This window comes from Endozoicomonas sp. 8E (assembly GCF_032883915.1).
Lineage (GTDB): Bacteria > Pseudomonadota > Gammaproteobacteria > Pseudomonadales > Endozoicomonadaceae > Endozoicomonas_A.
The window spans coordinates 4,861,595-4,883,417 of record NZ_CP120717.1 but is presented as its reverse complement, the minus strand read 5'-3'; the positions used below and the strand labels follow the sequence as shown (position 1 = coordinate 4,883,417).

General features: G+C 45.6%; 12 protein-coding genes. 8 read left to right on the top strand and 4 right to left on the bottom strand.

Annotated elements, in window-relative coordinates:
- Nucleotides 1–19: 19 nt before the first annotated feature.
- Nucleotides 20–703, bottom strand: a complete 684-nt coding sequence (locus P6910_RS16500; protein WP_317142368.1) for a hypothetical protein — start codon at nucleotides 701–703, stop codon at nucleotides 20–22.
- 248 nt (nucleotides 704–951) lie between these two features.
- On the opposite strand from P6910_RS16500, the gene clpB reads away from it, so the two are divergent.
- The 7 genes from clpB to P6910_RS16465 all read left to right on the top strand — a co-directional run bounded on the left by clpB (nucleotide 952) and on the right by P6910_RS16465 (nucleotide 15,125).
- Nucleotides 952–3,522, top strand: a complete 2,571-nt coding sequence (gene clpB / locus P6910_RS16495; protein ID WP_317142367.1) for an ATP-dependent chaperone ClpB — start codon at nucleotides 952–954, stop codon at nucleotides 3,520–3,522.
- Between the two features lie 249 nt (nucleotides 3,523–3,771).
- Nucleotides 3,772–4,575, top strand: coding sequence for a Cof-type HAD-IIB family hydrolase (locus P6910_RS16490; protein ID WP_317142366.1), 804 nt, complete (start codon nucleotides 3,772–3,774; stop codon nucleotides 4,573–4,575).
- A gap of 286 nt (nucleotides 4,576–4,861) precedes the next feature.
- Complete coding sequence (locus P6910_RS16485) at nucleotides 4,862–6,598, top strand: hypothetical protein (protein WP_317142365.1); 1,737 nt, start codon at nucleotides 4,862–4,864, stop codon at nucleotides 6,596–6,598.
- Nucleotides 6,599–7,062: 464 nt separating this feature from the next.
- Nucleotides 7,063–8,790: a hypothetical protein gene (locus P6910_RS16480; RefSeq protein WP_317142364.1), complete on the top strand. Its 1,728-nt coding sequence runs from the start codon at nucleotides 7,063–7,065 to the stop codon at nucleotides 8,788–8,790.
- Between the two features lie 499 nt (nucleotides 8,791–9,289).
- Nucleotides 9,290–10,864: a hypothetical protein gene (locus tag P6910_RS16475; protein WP_317142363.1), complete on the top strand. Its 1,575-nt coding sequence runs from the start codon at nucleotides 9,290–9,292 to the stop codon at nucleotides 10,862–10,864.
- Nucleotides 10,865–11,200: 336 nt separating this feature from the next.
- Nucleotides 11,201–12,937 (top strand): hypothetical protein, encoded by a 1,737-nt coding sequence (locus P6910_RS16470; RefSeq protein ID WP_317142362.1) that lies wholly within the window; start codon nucleotides 11,201–11,203, stop codon nucleotides 12,935–12,937.
- A gap of 460 nt (nucleotides 12,938–13,397) precedes the next feature.
- Nucleotides 13,398–15,125, top strand: coding sequence for a hypothetical protein (locus P6910_RS16465; protein WP_317142361.1), 1,728 nt, complete (start codon nucleotides 13,398–13,400; stop codon nucleotides 15,123–15,125).
- Between the two features lie 276 nt (nucleotides 15,126–15,401).
- Here the strand turns inward: P6910_RS16465 and rnt are convergent, their stop codons facing one another.
- Nucleotides 15,402–16,001, bottom strand: a complete 600-nt coding sequence (gene rnt / locus P6910_RS16460) for a ribonuclease T (RefSeq protein WP_317146564.1) — start codon at nucleotides 15,999–16,001, stop codon at nucleotides 15,402–15,404.
- Between the two features lie 92 nt (nucleotides 16,002–16,093).
- Nucleotides 16,094–17,146 (bottom strand): dihydroorotase, encoded by a 1,053-nt coding sequence (gene pyrC / locus P6910_RS16455; protein WP_317142360.1) that lies wholly within the window; start codon nucleotides 17,144–17,146, stop codon nucleotides 16,094–16,096.
- A gap of 557 nt (nucleotides 17,147–17,703) precedes the next feature.
- On the opposite strand from pyrC, the gene P6910_RS16450 reads away from it, so the two are divergent.
- On the top strand, nucleotides 17,704–18,918 hold the full coding sequence (locus tag P6910_RS16450) for an argininosuccinate synthase (RefSeq protein WP_317142359.1): 1,215 nt from the start codon (nucleotides 17,704–17,706) through the stop codon (nucleotides 18,916–18,918).
- A gap of 502 nt (nucleotides 18,919–19,420) precedes the next feature.
- Here the strand turns inward: P6910_RS16450 and P6910_RS16445 are convergent.
- Nucleotides 19,421–21,637 carry a hypothetical protein gene (locus P6910_RS16445; RefSeq protein WP_317142358.1) on the bottom strand — a complete coding sequence of 739 codons (2,217 nt, stop codon included), beginning with the start codon at nucleotides 21,635–21,637 and terminating at the stop codon, nucleotides 19,421–19,423.
- Between the last annotated feature and the right edge of the window lie 186 nt (nucleotides 21,638–21,823).

Sequence of the window (21,823 nt, the reverse complement as noted above, 5' to 3'; positions counted from 1 at the left end):
CAGCTACAACGGTTTGGGTTCAGCGATAGAGTTCTTGATATTTTTTAAGTACTCCTGATCGATAGTCAACCGAGTATACCCTGAACTCATCTGAAGAAGTGCTGTAGGCGGCCTCAGGACAATGGGAAAAGCCTACCAGGCTGCTATCCTGGTCAAATATTGCAACAATGTTATTGAAGTACCAGTCCCGTAAACTTGCAGGCAGGTGATTGTTTAGAGGGAGTACGTAGGATTGTCTGGTGATGTTAGGTTTTAACCAACGCTTTTGCCATTGCCATTGCCAGTGAACATCAGTCCAGTCTCCGGTCATTGCAAGACACTTCCAGAGAGGCGTCCTCCAGATTGGGGATGCCTGTTTGGAAACTTTGGCAATGCTTTTATTTTCCGGGTGCTTTTCTAAACTGATCGTTACTATCTGTTTCTCTTCAATAGGTTTCCGTTGGCTTCTACCTGATTGCCAGTCAAGTTGGTTGACACCTTCCCAATAACTGAGGTCTTCCGGGCTGATGAAGATGGAGTAATTGCCAAATCCACCGTGTTTTGCGCAAGGAACTGTAGTCGTGACCTCTTTCTCTCCTGTTACAACGCCAAGACAAAAGCCGGTCAAAGACCGGGCATTGTAGATCACAACGAGACTATCTTCCGGGTTGGGGGAGGTCGCCATTGTCTGAAAAGAAAGGGCGAATATATATGAAAATGTCAAAAAAAGCCTTGCATATAACGGGCTAGATGGGACTGGCTGACGCTTTTGATTGTGTGGGTTCCATAACTTTTTCATAATATTGAAGATTATACCGGATTAAATCAAAACCTCTGAATCTAGCAGACATCAAGATATTAGCTAGTTCACGAGGGGGCAGGAAAGCCAGCTCTTGAAAAGATCGATTCTGCCGCAATATAGATGACATAAGGAGCCCTATCGGCAAGTAATAAAGCACGGGAGAACTCACTATGCGAGCAGACAGACTGACCAGTAAGCTGCAGTCCGCATTGTCAGATGCTCAGTCACTGGCTCTGGGTAAGGATCACAATCAGATAGAACCAGTCCACCTGTTAATGGCGCTGCTTAATCAGCGGGGTGGTTCTATCAAGCCTCTTTTGAGTCAAGTGGGCTTTAATTTGCAACAGCTGGCTGATGAGCTCGAGAAGCTACTTGACCAGGTTCCAGTCATTAATAATCCAACCGGCGATATTCAACCGTCACAGGAAACCATTCGCTTGCTTAATCTGGCCGATAAACAGGCTCAGAAAAAGGGGGATCAGTTTATTTCCAGTGAAACTGTCCTTCTGGTTATGATGGACGGGAGTTCGTCAGTTTCCCGTGTCCTGAAAGGGCAGGGGGTGAGTCAGCAGGCTCTGGAAAATGCCATCAACAATCTCAGGGGTGGCGAAGCGGTCAATGATCCCAATGCTGAAGGTAATCGCAATGCTTTGGCCACCTACACCATTGATCTTACTGAGCGGGCTGAAGCAGGCAAGCTCGACCCTGTCATTGGACGGGACGATGAGATAAGACGCATTGTTCAGGTGCTGCAGCGCCGTACCAAAAATAATCCGGTGATTATTGGCGAGCCCGGTATTGGTAAAACCGCCATTGTGGAAGGGCTGGCTCAAAGAATTATCAATGGTGAAGTGCCTGACGGTATCAAGGGTAAAAGGCTTTTGTCGCTTGATATGGGGTCGTTGATTGCCGGGGCCAAATTCAGGGGCGAATTTGAGGAGCGCCTGAAGTCGGTTCTCAATGAGCTGTCCAAACAGGAAGGGCAGATCATCCTGTTTATTGATGAGCTCCATACCATGGTAGGTGCCGGTAAGGCAGAAGGTGCCATGGACGCCGGTAATATGCTTAAACCAGCTCTGGCCCGGGGTGAACTCCATTGTGTTGGAGCGACGACACTGGATGAATACCGGCAATATATCGAAAAAGACGCAGCGCTAGAGCGTCGATTCCAAAAAGTGCTGGTGGATGAGCCTACAGAAGAAGACACTATTGCTATCTTGCGTGGTCTGAAAGAGCGTTATGAGGCCCACCACGGTGTTGACATTACCGATCCGGCCATTGTCGCTGCCGTAAAACTCTCCCAGCGCTACATCACTGACAGGCAACTGCCCGATAAGGCCATCGATCTGATTGATGAGTCAGCCAGTCGTATACGTATGGAGATGGATTCCAAGCCGGAAGAAATGGATCGCCTGGAGCGTCGTCTGATTCAACTGAAAATCGAACGGGAAGCACTTAAAAAGGAAGACGACAACGCATCCAGAGAGAGGCTGGCACTCCTGGATTCAGAAGTGGGCCGCCTTGAGAGAGACTACTCAGACCTTGAAGACATCTGGATGGCCGAGAAAGTCATACTCCAGGGGTCTCAGAAGTTACGGGAAGAGCGTGAGCAATTACTCATTGCCCTGGAAGTTGCTCAGCGTTCCGGTGATCTCGCTAAAATGTCAGAGATTCAGTATGGCCAGCTTCCCGAGCTGGAAAAGAAGCTGGCTGAAGCAGATGCTGCCAAGTCGGGTGGAGAAACCAAGCTGCTTCGCAACCGGGTCACAGATGAAGAGATTGCCGAAGTGGTCTCTCGCTGGACGGGTATACCTGTTTCCAAAATGTTAGAAGGTGAGCGTGAAAAGCTCTTGAAGATGGAAGACGCACTTCATGGTCGTGTAATTGGTCAAGACGAAGCAGTAGTCGCTGTCTCTAACGCGGTACGCCGTTCAAGAGCAGGTCTGGCCGATCCCAACCGACCTAATGGCTCTTTCATGTTTCTTGGGCCAACCGGTGTGGGTAAGACAGAGCTTTGTAAGGCGCTGGCGGCATTTCTGTTTGATACAGAAGACGCTATTGTTCGCATCGATATGTCCGAATTTATGGAAAAACACTCTGTTGCCCGCCTGCTGGGAGCACCTCCCGGCTATGTGGGGTATGAACAAGGGGGGTATCTGACAGAGGCTGTTCGTCGTAAACCCTATTCGGTGGTATTGATGGATGAAGTAGAAAAGGCTCACCCGGATGTTTTCAATATTCTCTTGCAGGTATTGGAGGATGGTCGTTTAACTGATAGCCAGGGAAGAACGGTAGACTTCAAAAATACTGTGATTGTCATGACTTCCAACCTCGGTTCTGATGTTATTCAGACCATGCAGGGTGAAGATTTTGAAGCATTGAAATCAACGCTTATAGATGTAGTGGGAGCTCACTTCAGGCCTGAATTTGTTAACCGTGTCGATGAGCTGGTGGTCTTCCACCCCTTGACAGAGAGTCAGATAGAAGGCATTGCGGCTATTCAGTTAAGCCGACTGAACAAGCGTCTTGCTGAAAACAGTCTGTCTCTGGAAGTCTCTGATGAAGCAATGAAAAAACTGGCTGAAGTCGGCTTTGATCCTGTGTACGGAGCCCGTCCGTTGAAACGCGCCATACAGCGCAGTATCGAAAATCCTCTTGCAGAATCCATACTGTCAGGTCAGTACTCTCCCGGTGATGTCATCAAGGCAATACTTACAGAGGGTGAGATTACGTTTGAGTAATGCTCTCTAATCGGGGCCGCTGTCCAGCGGCTTCCTTTTCTTGCTATTCCTTCAAGACTAACCCTGCTGCTTTTAGCAGTTTGGGAGGAGGGGGAATTAACTCATTATCTTTCGTATATGCGCCTATTGCCAGAAAGTGAGACAAGTGTGCATAATTACAGGGGATAAGCCACCTGTTTTGTCTGTTTATCACTGTGTCATGAAGTAGCATCAGGATACAGATAAAACGTACTCTCTGATGAGGTATGCATGTATCCCGTTGTTGTCTCAGACCTTGATGGTACCCTTCTTAATGACCAGCACGAGCTGGCACCACGCACAAAAGAAGTTATTCGTCGTTTAAGCAATCAGGGAATCCGTTTTGTTTTTGCCACGGGCAGACATTATCTGGATGTTGAAGAGATAAGGGCGCAGCTGGACATCGATATGTTCACTATTACTTCTAATGGCGCACGTGCACACAACCCCAGGGGAGAGATGATTGTCAGTCATGATCTTAATCCCGAGTTTATTCAGCCCTTAATTGCGCTTGGCCGTCAATACAATGATACCGTGTTTTTGAGTGTGTACAGCGAAGATAAGTGGTATGTCGAGCAGCACCATGAAAGCCTGTTGAAGTTTCATAAGGACACAGGCTTTAGCTACACCATGCAGGATCTGGACACGATTCCTGTCGACAAGATTATCAAAGTGTTCTTTGTAGCTAAAGAGCATGATGAGTTGCTTGATCTTGAGCGGGATATCCATAAAGCCTTTGGTGATTCGGTGAATATGGCTTTCTCTCTGGATACCTGCCTTGAAATCATGGCGCCAGCGGTGAGCAAGGGTGCGGCTCTGGAAGAGGTCATGAAACTCAAAGGTCTGGAGCCCAAAGACGCAGTGGCGTTCGGTGACGGCATGAACGACGTTGAGATGTTACAGGTGGCAGGCAAAGGACTGGTTATGGGGAATGCGACAGAGCGTTTGAAAGCGAAACTGCCTGATCATCAGGTGATTGGCCAATGCAATGATGATGCCGTGGCTCAATACCTCGAAAATCATTACCTGAACTGAGTTGTGGACAAGCTTACCGGTGTCCCGGTGGGCATTAATCACTGCCTTTACGAAGTTCTTTCGAAACACCCGAAAAGCACTGAAAATCAATATCAAAAGTCATATTTTGGCTGACTCTGAGACTAAAATCTAAAGCTCCACTTGTGGCATTGTGGTAAATGCTCAAATTGTGCTCATTTTTAACGCGAGCAAATTTCTCGAACGATATAAATATCCCGGAGTCAGGTAAATCTGAGTTTCTTGTCTAGAATGATTTCTTCATCTCTATTTGAAGCTCAGGTATCTCATGACTTTTGTTTTTATTGTGCCTATCCTGCTTTTGTCGGGTAATAGTCAGGCTTCAGTTCCTAATGTTTCTTCATTCGTTTCCGGCGACAGTGTCGATGCAATTCTTTCTTCTTTCTTACCTGATCCCATTCGTCTACCAAAATCTAACGTTGCTCCGCTGTTGCTGTTACACAAGGGTAAAAAAGGTTCGATAATCAGTTCGCCTGTCTATGAAAGGGGAGGACTGCAGCCGGATAAAGGTACGACGTTTACTGGCTATCCATTCGAATTAAACCGTTATGGCAACGAAAACAAGGAGCAGACTAAAACCGACGCTAAATCTCCACCGCCGCAACAAGAGCGTCAGAGTAAAAAACAAAGTCATAAAGGGCAAGGCAGTTCTGGCTCTTCAGGTTCCTCAGGCTCTGGTGCCGCGTCAGCATCAGCTTCCGGTAACGATGAGAGTATTGCCAGGCATCTTGAAAAACTGAAAGAAATATTGAAAGCTGCTAAAAAGTCATTGAAAACAATGGATCAGAAAAAAAATATTGATGACTTTAATGCAGAATTGGAAAACTTGTATGCGGCATCACCCGATATTTTGAAAGAAAAGGGTTCTCTGGAGAGAGGTGAATACCGTTGGAAAGCGATTCTGAGTCTACTTAAGCATCATTTTCCCGGTAAGCTGGAAAAAGGTGAAATGTCACACGTATTAATTGAATACCCCAAGTTAGAGAACCTGCCGGAAAATTTAATCAGATTATTTGCCGGACATGCGTTACCGGGGCTTGTTTTACCTGAAGGAATGCCCAAAGAGTTGTTAATTGACAGGATTTTGGGTGCTGCCAGCCTGTTAACTCTGAAGCTTATGCAAACTTATATTGGCTTCCCTCAGTGTCTTCACCAACTGGTTGGGCTGTTTATAACCCAGCTGCCATTAATGGCAATAGGTGAGACCAAAAACTTTATTTTTCAGGAGCAAACAGGCCACGTTAACGTTTTTTCTGTTCGAAAAAATGCTAAAGGGCATTATCGTGTTTTTGTGGTTGATAGTTTAAGTGTTTTTAAGCGTTACTACGAAGAGCAGGTTTATTCGAACTTGGCACATTTTGTCAGTTTAGCATTAACACTAGCGTTAAAATATCATGGTTTTACCGATTCCCGGTTTTACTTCCTGCCTGAACGTCAGGGTGCCGGCTTTGGCTGTGAGTCATTCATGTTGCACGATCAGGAAACACTGTTGGAATCCCCCATGTTGGCTGGTAACGGTTATTATGCGGACAAAGACCCCCTTGCTAAGGACAATATGGTGAAGTTTTTTTTGCAAATAATGTATCAAGCGGATACTGAACAACTTGGTCGATTGCGAGTCAATGGGGAGATTAAGTATTACACGGACGCAGCAGATAAACCTGCATTTGATACCCATGACCTGAACGTCCTTATTGTTATGGCGCTCCAGACTTGGGAGATGTTTGGGCTGGAAACGGATTTGTTTAAATTTTATCAGTTGCGTCAGTTTCCTCTGAGGTTTGCACATCTGACCCAGGGGCGGCAGCGTCTAAAACGGTTGCTTGAGAAATTCCCTGAAGAACGACAAAAAGAGGTGGACCAGGTAGTTGATGAAACACGGGGCTTGTTGTCCGGCAATGATGGAAGCTGCAATAACAATGCTAACCTGGCTGCTACTCTGCTGTGGATGAAAATGAACATTGAGTTGCTGGAAATGAACAACCGTCCCGGGCAGGAAGAATAAACAAGATAGCCGGAATTTCACCATCAACGGTTATGATCAATTTCATACCATGAAATTAACTCAACTCAACCTTCGTGATTTGTTTAAGTGGTTGCCATAAGCAACTCTCACAAAAATTCCAGAACCGATTCAGCCGCTACTCTCTGAATTACACTGTTCTCGTATTAACCGGCCCAGTCATAAAAAACGGTGTCCGCTTGTCATAAGGCATCAGGGTCATCAAGCCAAAGCTCTTTTGAGACAGTCAAAAAGTACTGAAAATCAGGTATCCAAAGTCGTATTTTGGCTAACTCTAAGGCTGGAATTCTCAGATTCCACTTGTGATATTGCGGTAAATACTCAAATTGTGCTCATTTTTGAACGTAAGTGCACTTCTCGAACGATGTAAATATCCTGGAGTCGGCGAAATCTGAATTTCTTTTCTAGAATGATCTTTTTATCTTTACTTGAAGTTCCGGTATTTTATGATTTTTGTTTTTATTGTGCCTATCCTGCTTTTGTCGGGTAGTAGTCAGGCTTCAGTTCCTCACACTTTGTCATTCGTTTCCGGCGATGGTGTCGAAGCAATTCTGTCTTCTTTCTTGCCTGATCCCATTCGTCGACCAAAAATAAATGTTGCTACGCTGTTGCTGTTACAAAAGGGTAAAAAAGGTTCGATAATCAGTTCACTTGTCTCTGAAGGGAGTGGGCTGCAGCCGGATAAAGGTACCCGTTTTACTGGCTTCCCATTCGAATTAAACCGTTATGGCAACGAAAACAAGGAGCAGTCTAAAACCGGGGGTAAATCTCCGCCACCGCAGCAAGAGCAACAAAGCAAAAAGCAAAGAGAGAAAGGGCAAGGCAGTTCTGGCTCCTCAGGCTCTGGTGCCGCATCAGCATCAGCTTCCGGCAACGATGAGCGTCATGCCAGGCATCTTGAAAAACTGAAAGAAATCCTCAAAGCCGCTGAAAAGTCATTGAAAACAATGGATCAGAAAAAAAATATTGATGACTTTCATGCAGAATTGAAAAGATTGTATGCGGAATCCCCCGATATTTTGAAGGAGAAGGGCTCCCTGGAGAGTGGTGAACACCGTTGGAAAGCGATTTTGAGGCTGCTTAAGCTTCATTTTCCCAACAAGATGGAAAAAGGTGAAATGTCACACGTTTTACTTGAATATCCTGGTCTGGCGAGCCTGCCAGAAGAAGTGATCAGATTTTTTGCCAGACAGAAGCTGACAGAACCTGCATTAGCTGAAAGTTTGTCCAAACAGTTGTTAGTTGACAGCATTGTGAATGCTGTCAGCCCGTCAATGCTGAGGTATATACAAGCTCATCTGGGCTACCCCTATTGTCTTCAGCAGCTGATTGGGCTATTTATAACCCAGCTGTCTTTAGTGGCAACGGGTGAATCTAAAGAGTTTATTTTTCAGGATCATACAGGGCAAGTTAGTGTTTTTTCTATCCGGAAAAATGCTAAAGGACGTTATCGTGTTTTTGTCGTTGATGGTTTAAGTGTTGTTAAGCGTTGCTACGAAGATCAGGTCTATTCATCTCTGCCACATTTTGTCATTTTCGCTTTGGCACTGGCTTTAAAATATCATGGCTTTACTGATTCCAGATTTTACTTCCTGTCTCAACGTCAGGCTGGTGACTTTGGCTCTGAGTCATTCATGCTGCACGACCTGGAAACATTGTTGCAATCCCCTATGGTGACTGGTAACGGTTATTATGCGGATAAAGAACCTATTCCTAATGACAAAGTAGCCATGTTTTCGTTGCAAATAACATTTGACGAGAGTGCTGAGCAACTCGGTCGATTGCGAGTCAATGGGGAGATTAAGTATTTTACGGACACAGCAGATAAACCTGAACTTAATGCACATGACCTAAGCACCCTTATTATTATGTCGTTGCACACCTGGGGTACAATGGGGCTGGAACCAGATTTGTTTAAATTTTATCAGTTGCGTCAGTTTCCTCAGAGGTTTGCACATCTGACCGAAGGGCAGCAGCAACTAAAGCGATTGCTTGAGAATTTCCCTGAAGAGCGGCAAAAAGAGGTGGATCAGGTAGTTGATGAAACACGGGGCCTGTTGTCCGGCGATGATGGAGTCTGCAATAACGATGCTAACCTGGCTGCTACTCTGCTGTGGATGAAAATGAATATTGAGTTGCTGGAAATGAACAACAGTACCGGGCAGGAAGAATAAACAAGATATCCGGAATTTCACCATCAAGGGTTATGATCAATTTCGTAGCATGAAATTAACTCAACCTTCGTGACTTGTTTAAGTGGTTGGCATAAGCAACTCTGACAAAAATTCCGGTAACGCTTCACTTGCCACTCAGGTGTCCAAAGTCGTCTTTTGGCTATCTCTAAGACTAGAAATCTCAGATTCCGCTTGTGATAGTGGGGTAAATACTCAAATTGCACTCATTTTTAACCTGAGTGAATTTCTCGAACGATTTAAATATCATGGAGTCAGAAAAATCTGAGTTTCTTGTCTAGAATGATCTTTTTATCTTTACTTGAAGCTCCGGTATTTTATGACTTTTGTTTTTATTCTTTCTATACTGCTTTTGTCGTATAGTAGTCAGGCTTCAGTTCCTCTCACTTCATCATTCGTTTCCGGCGACAGTGTCGACACAATCCTTTCTTCTTTCTTGCCTGATCCCATTCGTCTACCAAAATCTAACGTTGCTCCGCTGTTGCTGTTACAAAAGGGTAAAAAAGGCTCGATAATCAGTTTGCCTGTCTCTGAAAGGGATGAGCTGCAGCCGAATAAAGGTACGACGTTTACTGGCTATCCATTCCAATTAAACCGTTATGGCAACGAAAACAAGGAAAAGTCTAAAACCGATGGTAAATCTCCACCATCGCAGCAAGAGCAACACAGCAAAAAGCAAAGCGATAAAGGGCAAGGCAGTTCTGGCCCTTCTGGTTCCTCAGGCTCTGGTGGCGCATCAGCATCGGCTTCCGGCAACGATGAGCGTCATGCCAGGCATCTTGAGAAACTGAAAGAAATACTCAAAGCTGCTGAAAAGTCATTGAAAACAATGGATCAGAAAAAAAATATTGAGGACTTTAATGCAGAATTGGAAAGATTGTATGCGGCATGCCCTGAGATTTTGGAGGAGAAGGGTTCTCTGGAGAGAGGTGAATACCGTTGGAAAGCGATTTTGAGCCTACTGAAGCATCATTTTCCCAGGGAACTGGAAGAAGGTGAAATGTCACACGTTTTACTTGAATATCCGAGTCTTGCGAGCCTGCCAGATAAAGTAATCAGATTATTTGCCAAAGAAGGGCTTTCGGAGCTTTCATTACCTGAAGGTTTGCCCAAACAGGAGTTAGTTGACCTCATTGAGAATGCTGTCGACCCGTTAGCTCTAAAATATCTGCAAACCCATCTGGGCTACCCCCAGTGTCTTCAACAGCTGATTGGGTTATTCATAACCCAGCTGCCGTTAATGGCAACAGGTGAATCTAAAAATGTTATTTTTCAGGATCATGCGGGTCACGTTAGCGTTTTTTCTATCCGGAAAAATGCCAAGGGGCTTTATCGTGTTTTTGTCGTTGATAGTTTGAGTGTTTTTAAGCGTTATTACGAAGGTCAGGTTTATTCTGCCTTGGCACATTTTGTTAGTTTAGCTTTAACACTGGCGTTAAAACATCATGGCTTTACTGATTCCCGGATTTACTTCCTGCCTGGACGTCAAGGTAGTGGCTTTAGCTGTGAGTCATTCATGTTGCACGATCTGGAGACATTGTTGAAATTCCCCATGATGGCTGGTAATGGTTATTATTCAGACCGGGAGCCCCTGACTAATGACAATATGGTGAAGTTTTTTTTGCGAATGACGTTTGTTGCGGATGCTGAGCAACTTGGCCGATTGCGAGTCAATGGGGAGGTTAAGTATTTTAAGGACACAGCAGATAAACCTTCACTGAATACACATGACCAGAACATCCTTATTCTTAGGGTGCTCGAAAATTGGAGTGTATCGGGGCTGGAACCTGATTTGGTTAAATTTTATCAGTTGCGTCAGTTTCCTCTGAGGTTTGCATATCTGACCCGAGGGCAGCAGCGTCTCAAGCGATTGCTTGAGAGATTCCCTGAAGAACGACAAAAAGAGGTGGACCGGGCCGTTGATAAAACACGGGGCTTGTTGTCCGGCAATGGTGAAGTCGGCATTAACAACGATAATCTGGCTGCTACTTTAATGTGGATGAAAATGAATATTGAGTTACTGGAAATGAACGACCGTCCCGGGCAGGAAGAATAAACAAGATACCTGGAATTTCATCATTAATGCTGCGTTCTATTTCATACCATGAAATTAACTCAGCCTTGATGACTTGTTTGAGTGGCTGCCATAAACAACTCTCTCAAAAATTCCGGTACCGCTTCACCCGCCACTCAGGTGTTCAAAGTCGTCTTTTAGCTAACTCTGAGACTGGAAATCTCAGATTCCGCTTGTGATAGTGGGGTAAATACTCAAATTGTACTCATTTTTAACCTGAGTGAATTTCTCGAACGATTTAAATATCATGGAATCAGCAAAATCTGAGTTTCTTTTCTAGAATGATCTTTTTATCTTTACTTGAAGCTCCGGTATTTTATGACTATCGTCTTTATTCTGACTATACTGCTTTTGTCGTTCAGTAGTCAGGCTTCAGTTCCTCTCACGTCATCATTCGTTTCCGGCGACAGTGTCGATGCAATTCTTTCTTCTTTTTCACCTGATCTCATTCGTCTACCAAAATCTAACGTTGCTCCTCTGTTGCTGTTAAAAAAGAGTAAAAAAGGCTCAATAATCAGTTTGCCTGTCTCTGAAAGGGATGGGTTGCAGCCGAATAAAGGTACGACATTTACTGGCTATCCATTCCAATTAAACCGTTATGGCAACGAAAACAAGGAACAGTGTAAAACCGACGGTAAATCTCCACCATCGCAGCAAGAGCAACAAAGCAAAAAGCAAAGCGATAAAGGGCAAGGCAGTTCTGGCTCTTCAGGTTCCTCAGGCACTGGTGCCGCATCAGCATCGGCTTCCGGCAACGATGAGAGTCATGCCAGGCATCTTGAAAAACTGAAAGAAATACTCAAGGCTGCTGAAAAGTCATTGAAAACAATGGATCAGAAAAAAAATATTGATGACTTTCTTGCAGAATTGAAAAGGTTGTATGTGGCATCCCCTCATCTTCTCGAGGAAAAGGGCTCACTGGTGAACAGAGAATACAGCTGGAAAGCGATTCTGAGGCTGCTCAAGCATCATTTTTCCGACAAGCTGGAAGAAGGTGAAATGTCACACGTTTTACTCGAATATCCCGGTTTTGAGGACCTGCCAGAAGAATTAATCAGATTACTTGCCAGAAATGTGCTCCCAGAAAGTGCATTACCACAGGGGGTGCCCAAAGAGACGTTAGTTCACTTCATTGTGAATTCTGTCAGTCCGATAACTCTATGGTATATGCAAACTCATCTGGGCCACCCTCAGTGTCTTCAACAGCTGATTGGGTTATTTATAACCCAGCTACCGCTAATGGCAACAGGTGAATCTAAAAAGTTTATTTTTCAGGATCATACGAGTCACGTTAACGTTTTTTTTATCCGGAAAAATGCTAAAGGGCGTTATCGTGTTTTTGTCGTTGATAGTTTAAGAGTTTTTAAGCGCTACAACGAAGGTCAAGTTTATTCGCCCCTGGCACATTTTGTCACTTTAGCTTTGACACTGGCGTTAAAATATCATGGCTTTACTGATTCCCGGTTTTACTTCCTGCCTGAACGTCAATGTCAATATTGTAACCTTGGCAGTGAGACATTCATGTTACACGACCTGAAAACATTGTTAGAGTTTCCCATGTTGGCTGGTAACGGTTATTATGTGGACAAAGAACCTCTTGCTAATGACAATATGTTCAGGTTTTTTTTCAACATAACGTATGACCCGGCTGAGCAACTCGGTCGATTGCGAGTCAATGGGGAGATTAAGTATTTTACGGACACAGCAGATAAACCTGCACTTAATGCACATGACCTGAGCACCCTTATTATTATGTCGCTCCATACCTGGAGTTCAATGGGTCTGGAACCAGATTTGTTTAAATTTTATCAGTTGCGTCAGTTTCCTCAGAGGTTTGCCTATCTGACCCAAGGACAGCAGCGACTGAAGCGATTGCTTGAGAAATTCCCTGAAGAACGACAAAAAGAGGTTGATCAGGTAGTTGATGAAACACGGGGCTTGTTGTCCGGCAATGATGGAATCTGCAATAACAACACTAATCTGGCCGCTACTCTGCTGTGGATGAAAATGAATATTGAGTTGCTGGATATGAATCGTCCCGGGCAGGAAAAATAAAAAAGATATCAGGAAATTCGCCATCAATGGCTATGATCAATTTCATACTGTGAAATTAACTCAGCCTTGATGACTTGTTTGAGTGGTTGCCATAAGCAACTCTCTCAAAAATGTGGTACCGATTCACCCGCCACTCATATCCATCAATTACATCGCTCTCGTGATACCCGGCCCAGTCATAAAAACGGTACCCGGTTTCCAGGAGGCATCAGGTCCATCAAGCCAAAGCTCTTATGAGTCAGTCAAAAACACTGAGAATTAGGTTTACAAAGTCGTATTTTGGCTAAATCTGAGACTGGAAATCTCAGATTCTACTTGTGATATTGCGGTAAATGCCCAAGTTGTGTTCATTTTTATTGCGAGAAAACTTCTCGAACGATGTAAATATTCCGGAGTAAGGAAAATCTGAGTTTCTTGTCTAGAATGATCTCTTTATCTCTACTTGAAGCTCAGGTGTTTTATGACTTTTGTCTTTATTGTGCCTATCCTGCTTTTGTCGGGTAGTAGTCAGGCTTCAGTTCCTCTCACGTCATCATTCGTTTCCGGCAGCGGTGTCGATGCGATTCTTTCTTCTTTCGTGGCTGATCCTATTCGTCTACTAAAATCTAACGTCGTTCCGCTGTTGCTGTTACATAAGGGGAAAAAAGGTTCGATAATCAGTTTCCCTGTCTCTGAAGGGGGTGGGCTTCATCCGGATAAAGGTACGATGTTTACTGGCTATCCATTCGAATTAAACCGTTATGGCGACGAAAACAAGGAACAGTCTAAAACTGAAGGTAAATCTCCGCCTCCGCAGCAAGAGCGTCAGAGTAAAAAACAAAGTCATAAAGGGCAAGGCAATTCTGGCTCTTCAGGTTCCTCAGGCTCTGGTGCCGCGTCAGCATCGGCTTCCGGTAACGATGAGAGTCATGCCAGGCATCTTGAAAAACTGAAACAAATACTCAAGGCCGCTGAAAAGTCATTGAAAATAATGGATCAGAAAAAAAATATTGATGACTTTTATGCAGAATTGGAAAGACTGTATGCCAAATCCCCCAATCTTTTGAAGGAGAAGGGTTCCCTGGAGAGCGCTGGATACCGTTGGAGAGCTATTCTGAGGCTGCTCAAGAACCATTTTCCTGGCAAGCTGGAAAAAGGTGAAATATCACAGGTTTTACTTGAATATCCCTGGTTTGAGAGCCTGCCAGAAGATTTAATCAGATCATTTGCCAAAGATGTACTGGGGCTTGTTTTACCTCAAGAGATGACCAAACAGGCGTTAATTGAGAAAATTGAGAATGCTGCTAACCCGCTCACTATAAAGTTTGTACAAGCTTATCTTGGCAGCTCTCAGTGTCTTCAGCAGCTGATTGGGTTATTTATTACCCAGCTACCGTTAATGGCAACAGATCAAACTAAAAATTTTATTTTTCAGGATCAAACGGGTCACGTTAGCGTCTTTTCTATCCGGAAAAATGCTGGAGGATGTTATCGTGTTTTTGTCGTTGATAGTTTAAGTGTTTTTAAGCGTTACTACGAAGATCAGGTTTATTCATCTCTGGCACATCTTGTCGGTTTAGCTTTAACACTGGCGTTAAAATATCATGGCTTTACTGATTCCCGGTTTTACTTTCTGCCTGGACGTCAAGATATTGGCTTTTGCAGCGAGTCATTCATGTTACACGACCTGAAAACATTGTTGGAATTCCCCATGTTGGCTGGTAACGGTTATTATGTGGACAAAGAACCTCTTACTAATGACGATATGGTCAAGTTTTTTTTGCAAATAACGTATGACGTGAATATTGAGCAACTTGGTCGATTGCGAGTCAACGGGGAGATTAAGAATTTTACGGACACAGCAGATAAACCTGCACTTGCACATGACCTGAGTACCCTTATTCTTATGTCGCTGCAAACCTGGACTGCAGTGGGGCTGGAACCAGGCTTGTTTAAGTTTTATCAATTGCGTCAGTTTCCTCAGAGGTTTGCACATCTGACCCAAGGGCAGCAGCGTCTAAAGCGATTGCTTGAGAGATTCCCTGAAGAACGACAAAAAGAGGTAGACCAGGTGGTTGATGAAACCAGGGGTTTGTTGTCCGGCAATGATGGAATCCGCAATAATAACGCCAATCTGGCTGCTACTCTGCTGTGGATGAAAATGAATATTGATTTGCTGGAAATGAACCAGCCCGGGCAGGAAGAATAAACAGGATATCCGGAATTTCGCCATCAATGATTTCGTATGGTTGAGTATTTATGATCAATTTCACACCATGAGATTGACTCAGCCCTGATGATTTGGTCGAGTGGTTGCCATAAGCCACTCTCTCAAAATTCCGGAAACGATTTGCCCGCTACTCCATACCCATCAATCACATCGCTCTTGTGATACTCGGTCCAGTCATAAAAAACAGTACCCAGTTGCAAGGAGGCATCGGGGTCATCAAATCAGGCGAACACAGCAACGGCATTACAAGCTTCTTTATAACCAGCCGCCCAGATCCTTCCAGCGGTTGACGATAGAGCAAAATAGCTCGGCAGTTTTCTCTGTGTCATAACGGGCAGAGTGGGCTTCACCCTTATCGAAATGAATCTCTGCAGCTTCACAGGCTCTGGCCAGCACGGTCTGACCGTAAGCCAATCCAGACAGGGTGGCTGTATCAAAGCAGGAGAATGGATGAAAAGGGTTGCGTTTGATATCACAGCGCTCTGCTGCGGCCATCAAAAAGCCAAGGTCAAATGATGCATTGTGACCCACCAGTACTGCCCGGTTACAACCCTGCTTTTTTACCTCCTTGCGTACTGTTTTGAAGATACCGTTCAGCGCCTGCTCCTCTTCAGTGGCAATGCGAAGTGGGTGGAAGGGATCAATGCCGATAAACTCTATCGCCGCCTGTTCAATATTGGCGCCTTCAAACGGTTTGATATGGAAAGACTGAGGCTTACCGGGGTGCACATAGCCGCTTTCATCCATTTCAATGACCACTGCCGCAATTTCCAGCAGGGCGTCGGTGGCGGAATTGAAACCTCCGGTTTCTACATCTACCACAACAGGCAAAAAACCACGAAAGCGGTTGGCCATCAAATGGCTATCATCGACCACGGAATCTCCTTAATTCATTCAGAGTCAGTGGAAAGTCGGCCTCCTGAGGGCTAACCTTCCGGTCTTCAATGTTAGTCCTGGGTTTGTAAGCGCCAGTTCAGGGTTTCGCCTGCGCGCAGAGGAATCACCCGATTGTCACCCAGGGGGATGGACTCTGGCAATTGCCATTCTTCTTTAATCAAGGTTACGGAAGCCTGGTTTCTGGGTAGACCGTAAAAATCCGGACCAAAGTGGCTGGCAAATCCCTCCAGTTTATCCAGTGCATTCATGCTCTCAAAGGCTTCAGTATACAATTCCAGAGCCGCCGGTGCGGTGTAGCAACCTGCACAGCCACAGGAGGTTTCTTTTGCATCTACCGTATGAGGTGCAGAGTCGGTGCCCAGGAAAAACTTCGGATTGCCACTGGTTGCGGCTTCCAGCAGGGCCTGCTGGTGGCTATTACGCTTCAGTATTGGCAGACAGTAGTAATGAGGACGAATACCCCCTGCCAGCATATCGTTGCGATTGTAAAGCAGGTGATGTGCAGTTATCGTGGCGGCTACATTGCTGTGGCTGCTTTTGACAAATTCGACCGCATCAGCGGTGGTAATGTGTTCCATTACTACTTTCAGGTCAGGGTGCCGAAGAGTAATGTCTCGCAGGTAACGATCAATGAAAACTTTTTCACGATCGAAGATATCAATGTCTTTGTCAGTGACTTCAGCATGCACCAGCAGTAGCAGGCCAACCTCAGCCATGGCTTTCAGACTTTCTTCAATGTTGTTGATATCAGTGACACCTGAGTCAGAGTTGGTGGTCGCTCCGGCTGGATAGAGCTTCAGAGCTTTGACATCGCCTCTGGCTTTGGCTTCACGAACCATTTCGGGGGTGGTGTTATCCGTCAGGTACAGTGTCATCAATGGTTCAAACTGACTGCCAGCAGGCGAATGCTCAAGAATTCGGGCCTTGTAGGCTGCAGCATCATCGGCGTTCAGCACCGGCGGACGAAGGTTAGGCATAACAATAGCGCGGGTAAAATTTCTGGCTGCAGAACGCACTGTTTCAGCCAAGGCTGCGTCGTCTCTCAGATGGATATGCCAATCATCAGGGCGTGTCAGGGAGAGCTTTTCTTTCGCTATGGGCATTTGCGTCATCTTCCAAAGAGTACCTGATCCAGAAAAGAAAGGTTGATTGCTGGATAGCAACAGTTTAATCGTGTTTTTATCATGAGTCGGCTAAATACAGCACAGGATGATCAAAAAAGCACGTGAATAAAATGGAGTAGGTTGGAGAGTTCAGGAGACCCTCCTCACCGGGCTAGCATCGTATCTAAAATCATGCAGGCTTGGTAGTAATATTTACCGTTCAGATCAAACCCTTCGATCAATTTGCAGGACTTCAAAGGCGTTGGTTTTCAGCTGTTTGCACATTTTCGGTTTTTATCAGTTCAGGTAAACTGCTTGTGAGATTTTCCGGTCTGGAAAATAGGGAAGTATTCGAGAATAATGTTGTCCGCTCTGTGGCTATCCGAAGTCAGTTGGGTGATTTCCACATCGGGCTTTCAGAGTTAAGAGGTAGCCATAAAAAATGGAAATATTGAATTAATATGTGGATTTATTGAATAAATATTGATTTCCAGTTTTGGATCATCAATACTCTTCTATAAATCAGGTTTTACCGTATCGGGAATTGGGAGTGCACGGTGAAAGAGATCAAAAAAGTGGTACTGGCCTATTCGGGTGGACTGGATACCTCAGTCATTGCCAAATGGCTGGAAGATACTTATCAGTGTGAAGTTGTTACATTTACCGCGGATCTGGGGCAGGGTGAAGAAGTTGAGCCTGCCAGAGCCAAAGCAGAGGCACTGGGCATTAAAGAGATCTATATCGAAGATCTGCGTGAAGAGTTTGTTCGGGATTTTGTGTTTCCGATGTTCCGGGCCAATACCATCTATGAAGGCGAGTACCTGCTGGGTACTTCTATTGCCCGTCCTCTTATTTCCAAGCGACTGATTGAAATTGCCAATGAGACGGGAGCCGATGCTATCTCCCATGGTGCTACCGGCAAGGGTAATGACCAGGTGCGTTTTGAACTGGGCGCTTATGCTCTGAAGCCAGGCGTGCAGGTAATAGCTCCCTGGCGTGAGTGGGATCTGAATTCCCGTGAAAAACTGCTGGCCTATTGTGAAGAGCACGGTATTCAGGTTGAGAAGAAGAAAGGTAAGTCTCCTTATTCTATGGATGCTAACTTGCTGCACATTTCATACGAAGGCGGAGTCCTGGAAGATCCATGGGCTGAAGCCGAAGAAGATATGTGGCGCTGGAGTGTATCTCCGGAAAATGCCCCGGATCAGCCACTGTATATTGAGCTGACCTATAAGAATGGTGATATCGTTGCCATCGATGGTCAGGAAATGACACCCGCCACCGTTTTGACTTACCTGAACAAGGTAGGTGGAGAGAGTGGTGTGGGTCGCCTGGACATCGTTGAGAACCGTTATGTCGGTATGAAGTCCCGTGGTTGCTACGAGACTCCGGGTGGAACCATCATGCTGAAAGCGCACAGGGCGATCGAATCCATTACTCTAGATCGTGAAGTGGCACACCTGAAAGACGAACTGATGCCCAAGTATGCGAAACTGATTTACAACGGTTACTGGTGGTCTCCCGAGCGTGAGATGCTTCAGAAGATGATTGATGAAAGCCAGAGTTGCGTGAATGGTGTCGTACGTCTGAAGCTCTATAAAGGTAATGTAACGGTTGTTGGTCGTCAGTCTGATGACTCCCTGTTTGATGAGAATATTGCCACCTTTGAAGATGATGCCGGTGCTTATAATCAGGCAGATGCTGAAGGCTTTATTAAGCTGAATGCATTGAGGCTGAGAATTGCTGCCAATAAGGGGCGTAATCCTGGTTAACTGAGTGAGTAATTGGTCTGGATGGAGCAAACCTACTGTATTACGAGGGCTACCGGGTCGCCATGTGTGGCACTGTCGCCTTGTACGACAACGAGGGTGAACGAGTATATACCATGACCTGAAGCATGAAGAGGGGGCAGCGAAAGTATATCTTGAGCTAGCTACAAGGGGCCTCACCGGGTAATAATCGGACGGCTCCTTTAGAAAAACTCATCAGTGCCAGAACCTACTTTGGACCCTCAGGAATTATTGACCATTGATAATGACAAAGACAATGATGGCAATCATATTAAAGTCTGGGTTGGTTATGATGGTGATTCTCAGTAAGAACTGACTTTTAGGGTAGTGGTGGATAAAAAAATCTGGTCAGAATCCGTATGCAATTAAAGAGATGTCTCAATGTTGCTTTCCGGGCTCAGTCATCATCCGCCCCCCCCCCTGCTTCGGGTGTCGTAGGCTTTGGTTCCCATACAATAGCCTCGAAGGGGCGGAGATCAGGCTGTTACTTGTGCACTTTACCTTCTGGATTGTTGAATTCATCGTTCTTGAATACGTCAACATTTTTGCGCTTTCGATGTACTCTTTTATGACAACAAAGTGCTTGAGCATTCTTAGAGATCTTTCCGCATGGCCGCAGTTGGCCATCCTTCCCAGCCACCTTTTCGTAACAGGTTTGTTGGCCGGTGTGCTCTCTTCTTTTATGATCCGACAGTACTTTAAGGTTCTTGCAGACCGTCCCGCATGGTTGAGGCTGGCCATCCTTCCTGTTCACTTTTACGTCACAGGTTTGTTGCCCGGTGTGTTTTATTCTTTTGTGATCCAGGAGGGCGCGAGCATTCCTGCAGACCGTTGCACATTGCTGCAGCTGACCATCCTCCCCGGGCACTGCTGCGTCACAGGTTTTTTGTCCGGTGTGGTATCCGACTTTGTGATCTGACAGGGCCTTACCGTTCTTGCAGATCTTTCCGCATAGTTGCGTCTGGCCATCCTCTCCGATCACGATTTCGCCACAGGTTTGTTGCACGGTATGGTGTCTTCTTTTGTGATCTGACAAGACTTGAACACTTTTGCAGAGCGTCCCGCATGGCTGCGGCTGGCCATCTTCCCCAACCACGGTTAGGTCACAGGTTTTTTGCACGCTGTGGTATCTTCTTCTGTGATCCCGCAGGGAGCGAGCATGTATGCAGACCTTGCCGCATGGATGCGACTGACCATCCTCTCCGGCCACGATCGTGTCACAGATTTTTTGCCCAGAGTGATGTTTGTTTTTGTGATCCCACAGGTTTTGAGCGTTCTTGCAGACCGTACCGCATGGACCAGGCTGGCCATCGTCCCTGACCACGGTCACGTCACAGGTTTTTTGCCCGGTGTGAACTTTGCTTTTGTGAGCCGACAGGGTTGGAGAGTTCTTGAAGATCTTTCCGCATTGCCGGAGATAGCCATCCTCTGTGGCCACGATCATGTCACAGATGAATTGTCCGTGGTGGTATTTGCTTTTGTGACCCGACAGAGCTTGTTGGCAGTAGGCAGTCGCGACGAGAGCAAGGCAATCATTCTCTGGCGTTGCCAGGTCATCACTGACTGGCCCGGAAGACGCAGTTGTATAGGCGGCCCCTGCGATCGTTGAGTCTAAAGCGACCCCGTCCAGGGCGACCCCGTCTATAAGGTTGCAGTTATTAGCCGGGTTGACATCAATGTCATGCGCCCCTGCCTCAAATACTTGATAAGAATCAAATAAAATTGGAGTGTCAGGGCAATTACCTAATACCGTGAAAATTGAGTTGTTTTGAGAATGTGTAGTGTTTGGAGGATCAAAATGATCCATGCAAATAAAGCAGTATCCATAGACCAAGTGAGGGCATAAGCTATTTTCGGCTATCGAAATTTCTTCGATATTCAGCGTCCGTTCTGCGCCCCCCCCGCGATCGAATAATGGTCGGAATTGACAAGCGCCATGACAGGGATGGATGAAACAATTTAAACCAAAAGTATGTGAGTATTGATGAGGGCCTTGGTTACCGCCCCGATAGTCAGTATTCTGAGGGGCAATAAAAGAGCCTGCAGTGCGGGTGTTGGTTTGCGGGGCTTGCTGGTCGGACGATTCTGACGGCTGGTATTGATGTTGGTCGTGTCCGGAGCCAAACATTACAGTAATGGACGGATGTGGGTGATTGTGACTCGGTGCCTGTTGTTCTATCGCGTTAAACAGAGGTGAATCGGGGTTCCAATAGCTTTTCAAAAGCCAACCGACTAATGCAATCACTTCTGGAGATAGCCGTGAAAAAGGGGATCTCAAGGGAGCCTTTTTGATGGTCAGGGTCAGTTTGTAATCAACCAACATATGAGTGGCGAAAAGCAATGGCCAGGAAATCGACTCAATAAGGGGCGTTTTTGCCCCATCACCATCGGGTCTCTGTGGTTTGTCATCAGGCGGTGAACCTGCTTCTGCATAGCTGCTTGAGTCGGTGATGTCTGATGATGGGCAGTGCCGTTCAAGCTTTATAGAGAGGCTCTGTTTTTGAAAGTCTGTATGCTGTTCAAACTCGACCACCAAACTTCTTGTCACCGGTTTGGCCTGACAGATGGCAGACAATGACAGGAACAGCAAAAATGGTGCTACAAAGAGTGGGTGTTTAATAATTCTATCCTTGCTATCCGGTTTCAGGAAGAAAGAATAGATCACCCTATGAAATAGAGTGTTGTAAAAACCTGCGTTCACATACTCCAGCTCCGGAGCCGGGGTTTCTCTCAAGTTGTCAATATCGTTTATCGGCTGAATGCATTCCCACGCAGAGAGGCTGAACAACGTAGCAGGCAAAGCTAAGCTACTTGTTAACGTCCTATTGACGAAGGACAGCACTTTTGCGATAGCCTCTGGAGCGTATAAACGAGTTGAACTGCCTTT

What these genes read in the sequence shown, in the direction of transcription:
- P6910_RS16485 (WP_317142365.1), top strand. Translation starts at nt 4,862, where the DNA reads ATGACTTTTGTTTTTATTGTGCCTATCCTGCTTTTGTCGGGTAATAGT.
- pyrC (WP_317142360.1), bottom strand. Translation starts at nt 17,146, where the DNA reads ATGCCCATAGCGAAAGAAAAGCTCTCCCTGACACGCCCTGATGATTGG.
- rnt (WP_317146564.1), bottom strand. Translation starts at nt 16,001, where the DNA reads ATGGCCAACCGCTTTCGTGGTTTTTTGCCTGTTGTGGTAGATGTAGAA.
- P6910_RS16480 (WP_317142364.1), top strand. Translation starts at nt 7,063, where the DNA reads ATGATTTTTGTTTTTATTGTGCCTATCCTGCTTTTGTCGGGTAGTAGT.
- P6910_RS16465 (WP_317142361.1), top strand. Translation starts at nt 13,398, where the DNA reads ATGACTTTTGTCTTTATTGTGCCTATCCTGCTTTTGTCGGGTAGTAGT.
- clpB (WP_317142367.1), top strand. Translation starts at nt 952, where the DNA reads ATGCGAGCAGACAGACTGACCAGTAAGCTGCAGTCCGCATTGTCAGAT.
- P6910_RS16490 (WP_317142366.1), top strand. Translation starts at nt 3,772, where the DNA reads ATGTATCCCGTTGTTGTCTCAGACCTTGATGGTACCCTTCTTAATGAC.
- P6910_RS16470 (WP_317142362.1), top strand. Translation starts at nt 11,201, where the DNA reads ATGACTATCGTCTTTATTCTGACTATACTGCTTTTGTCGTTCAGTAGT.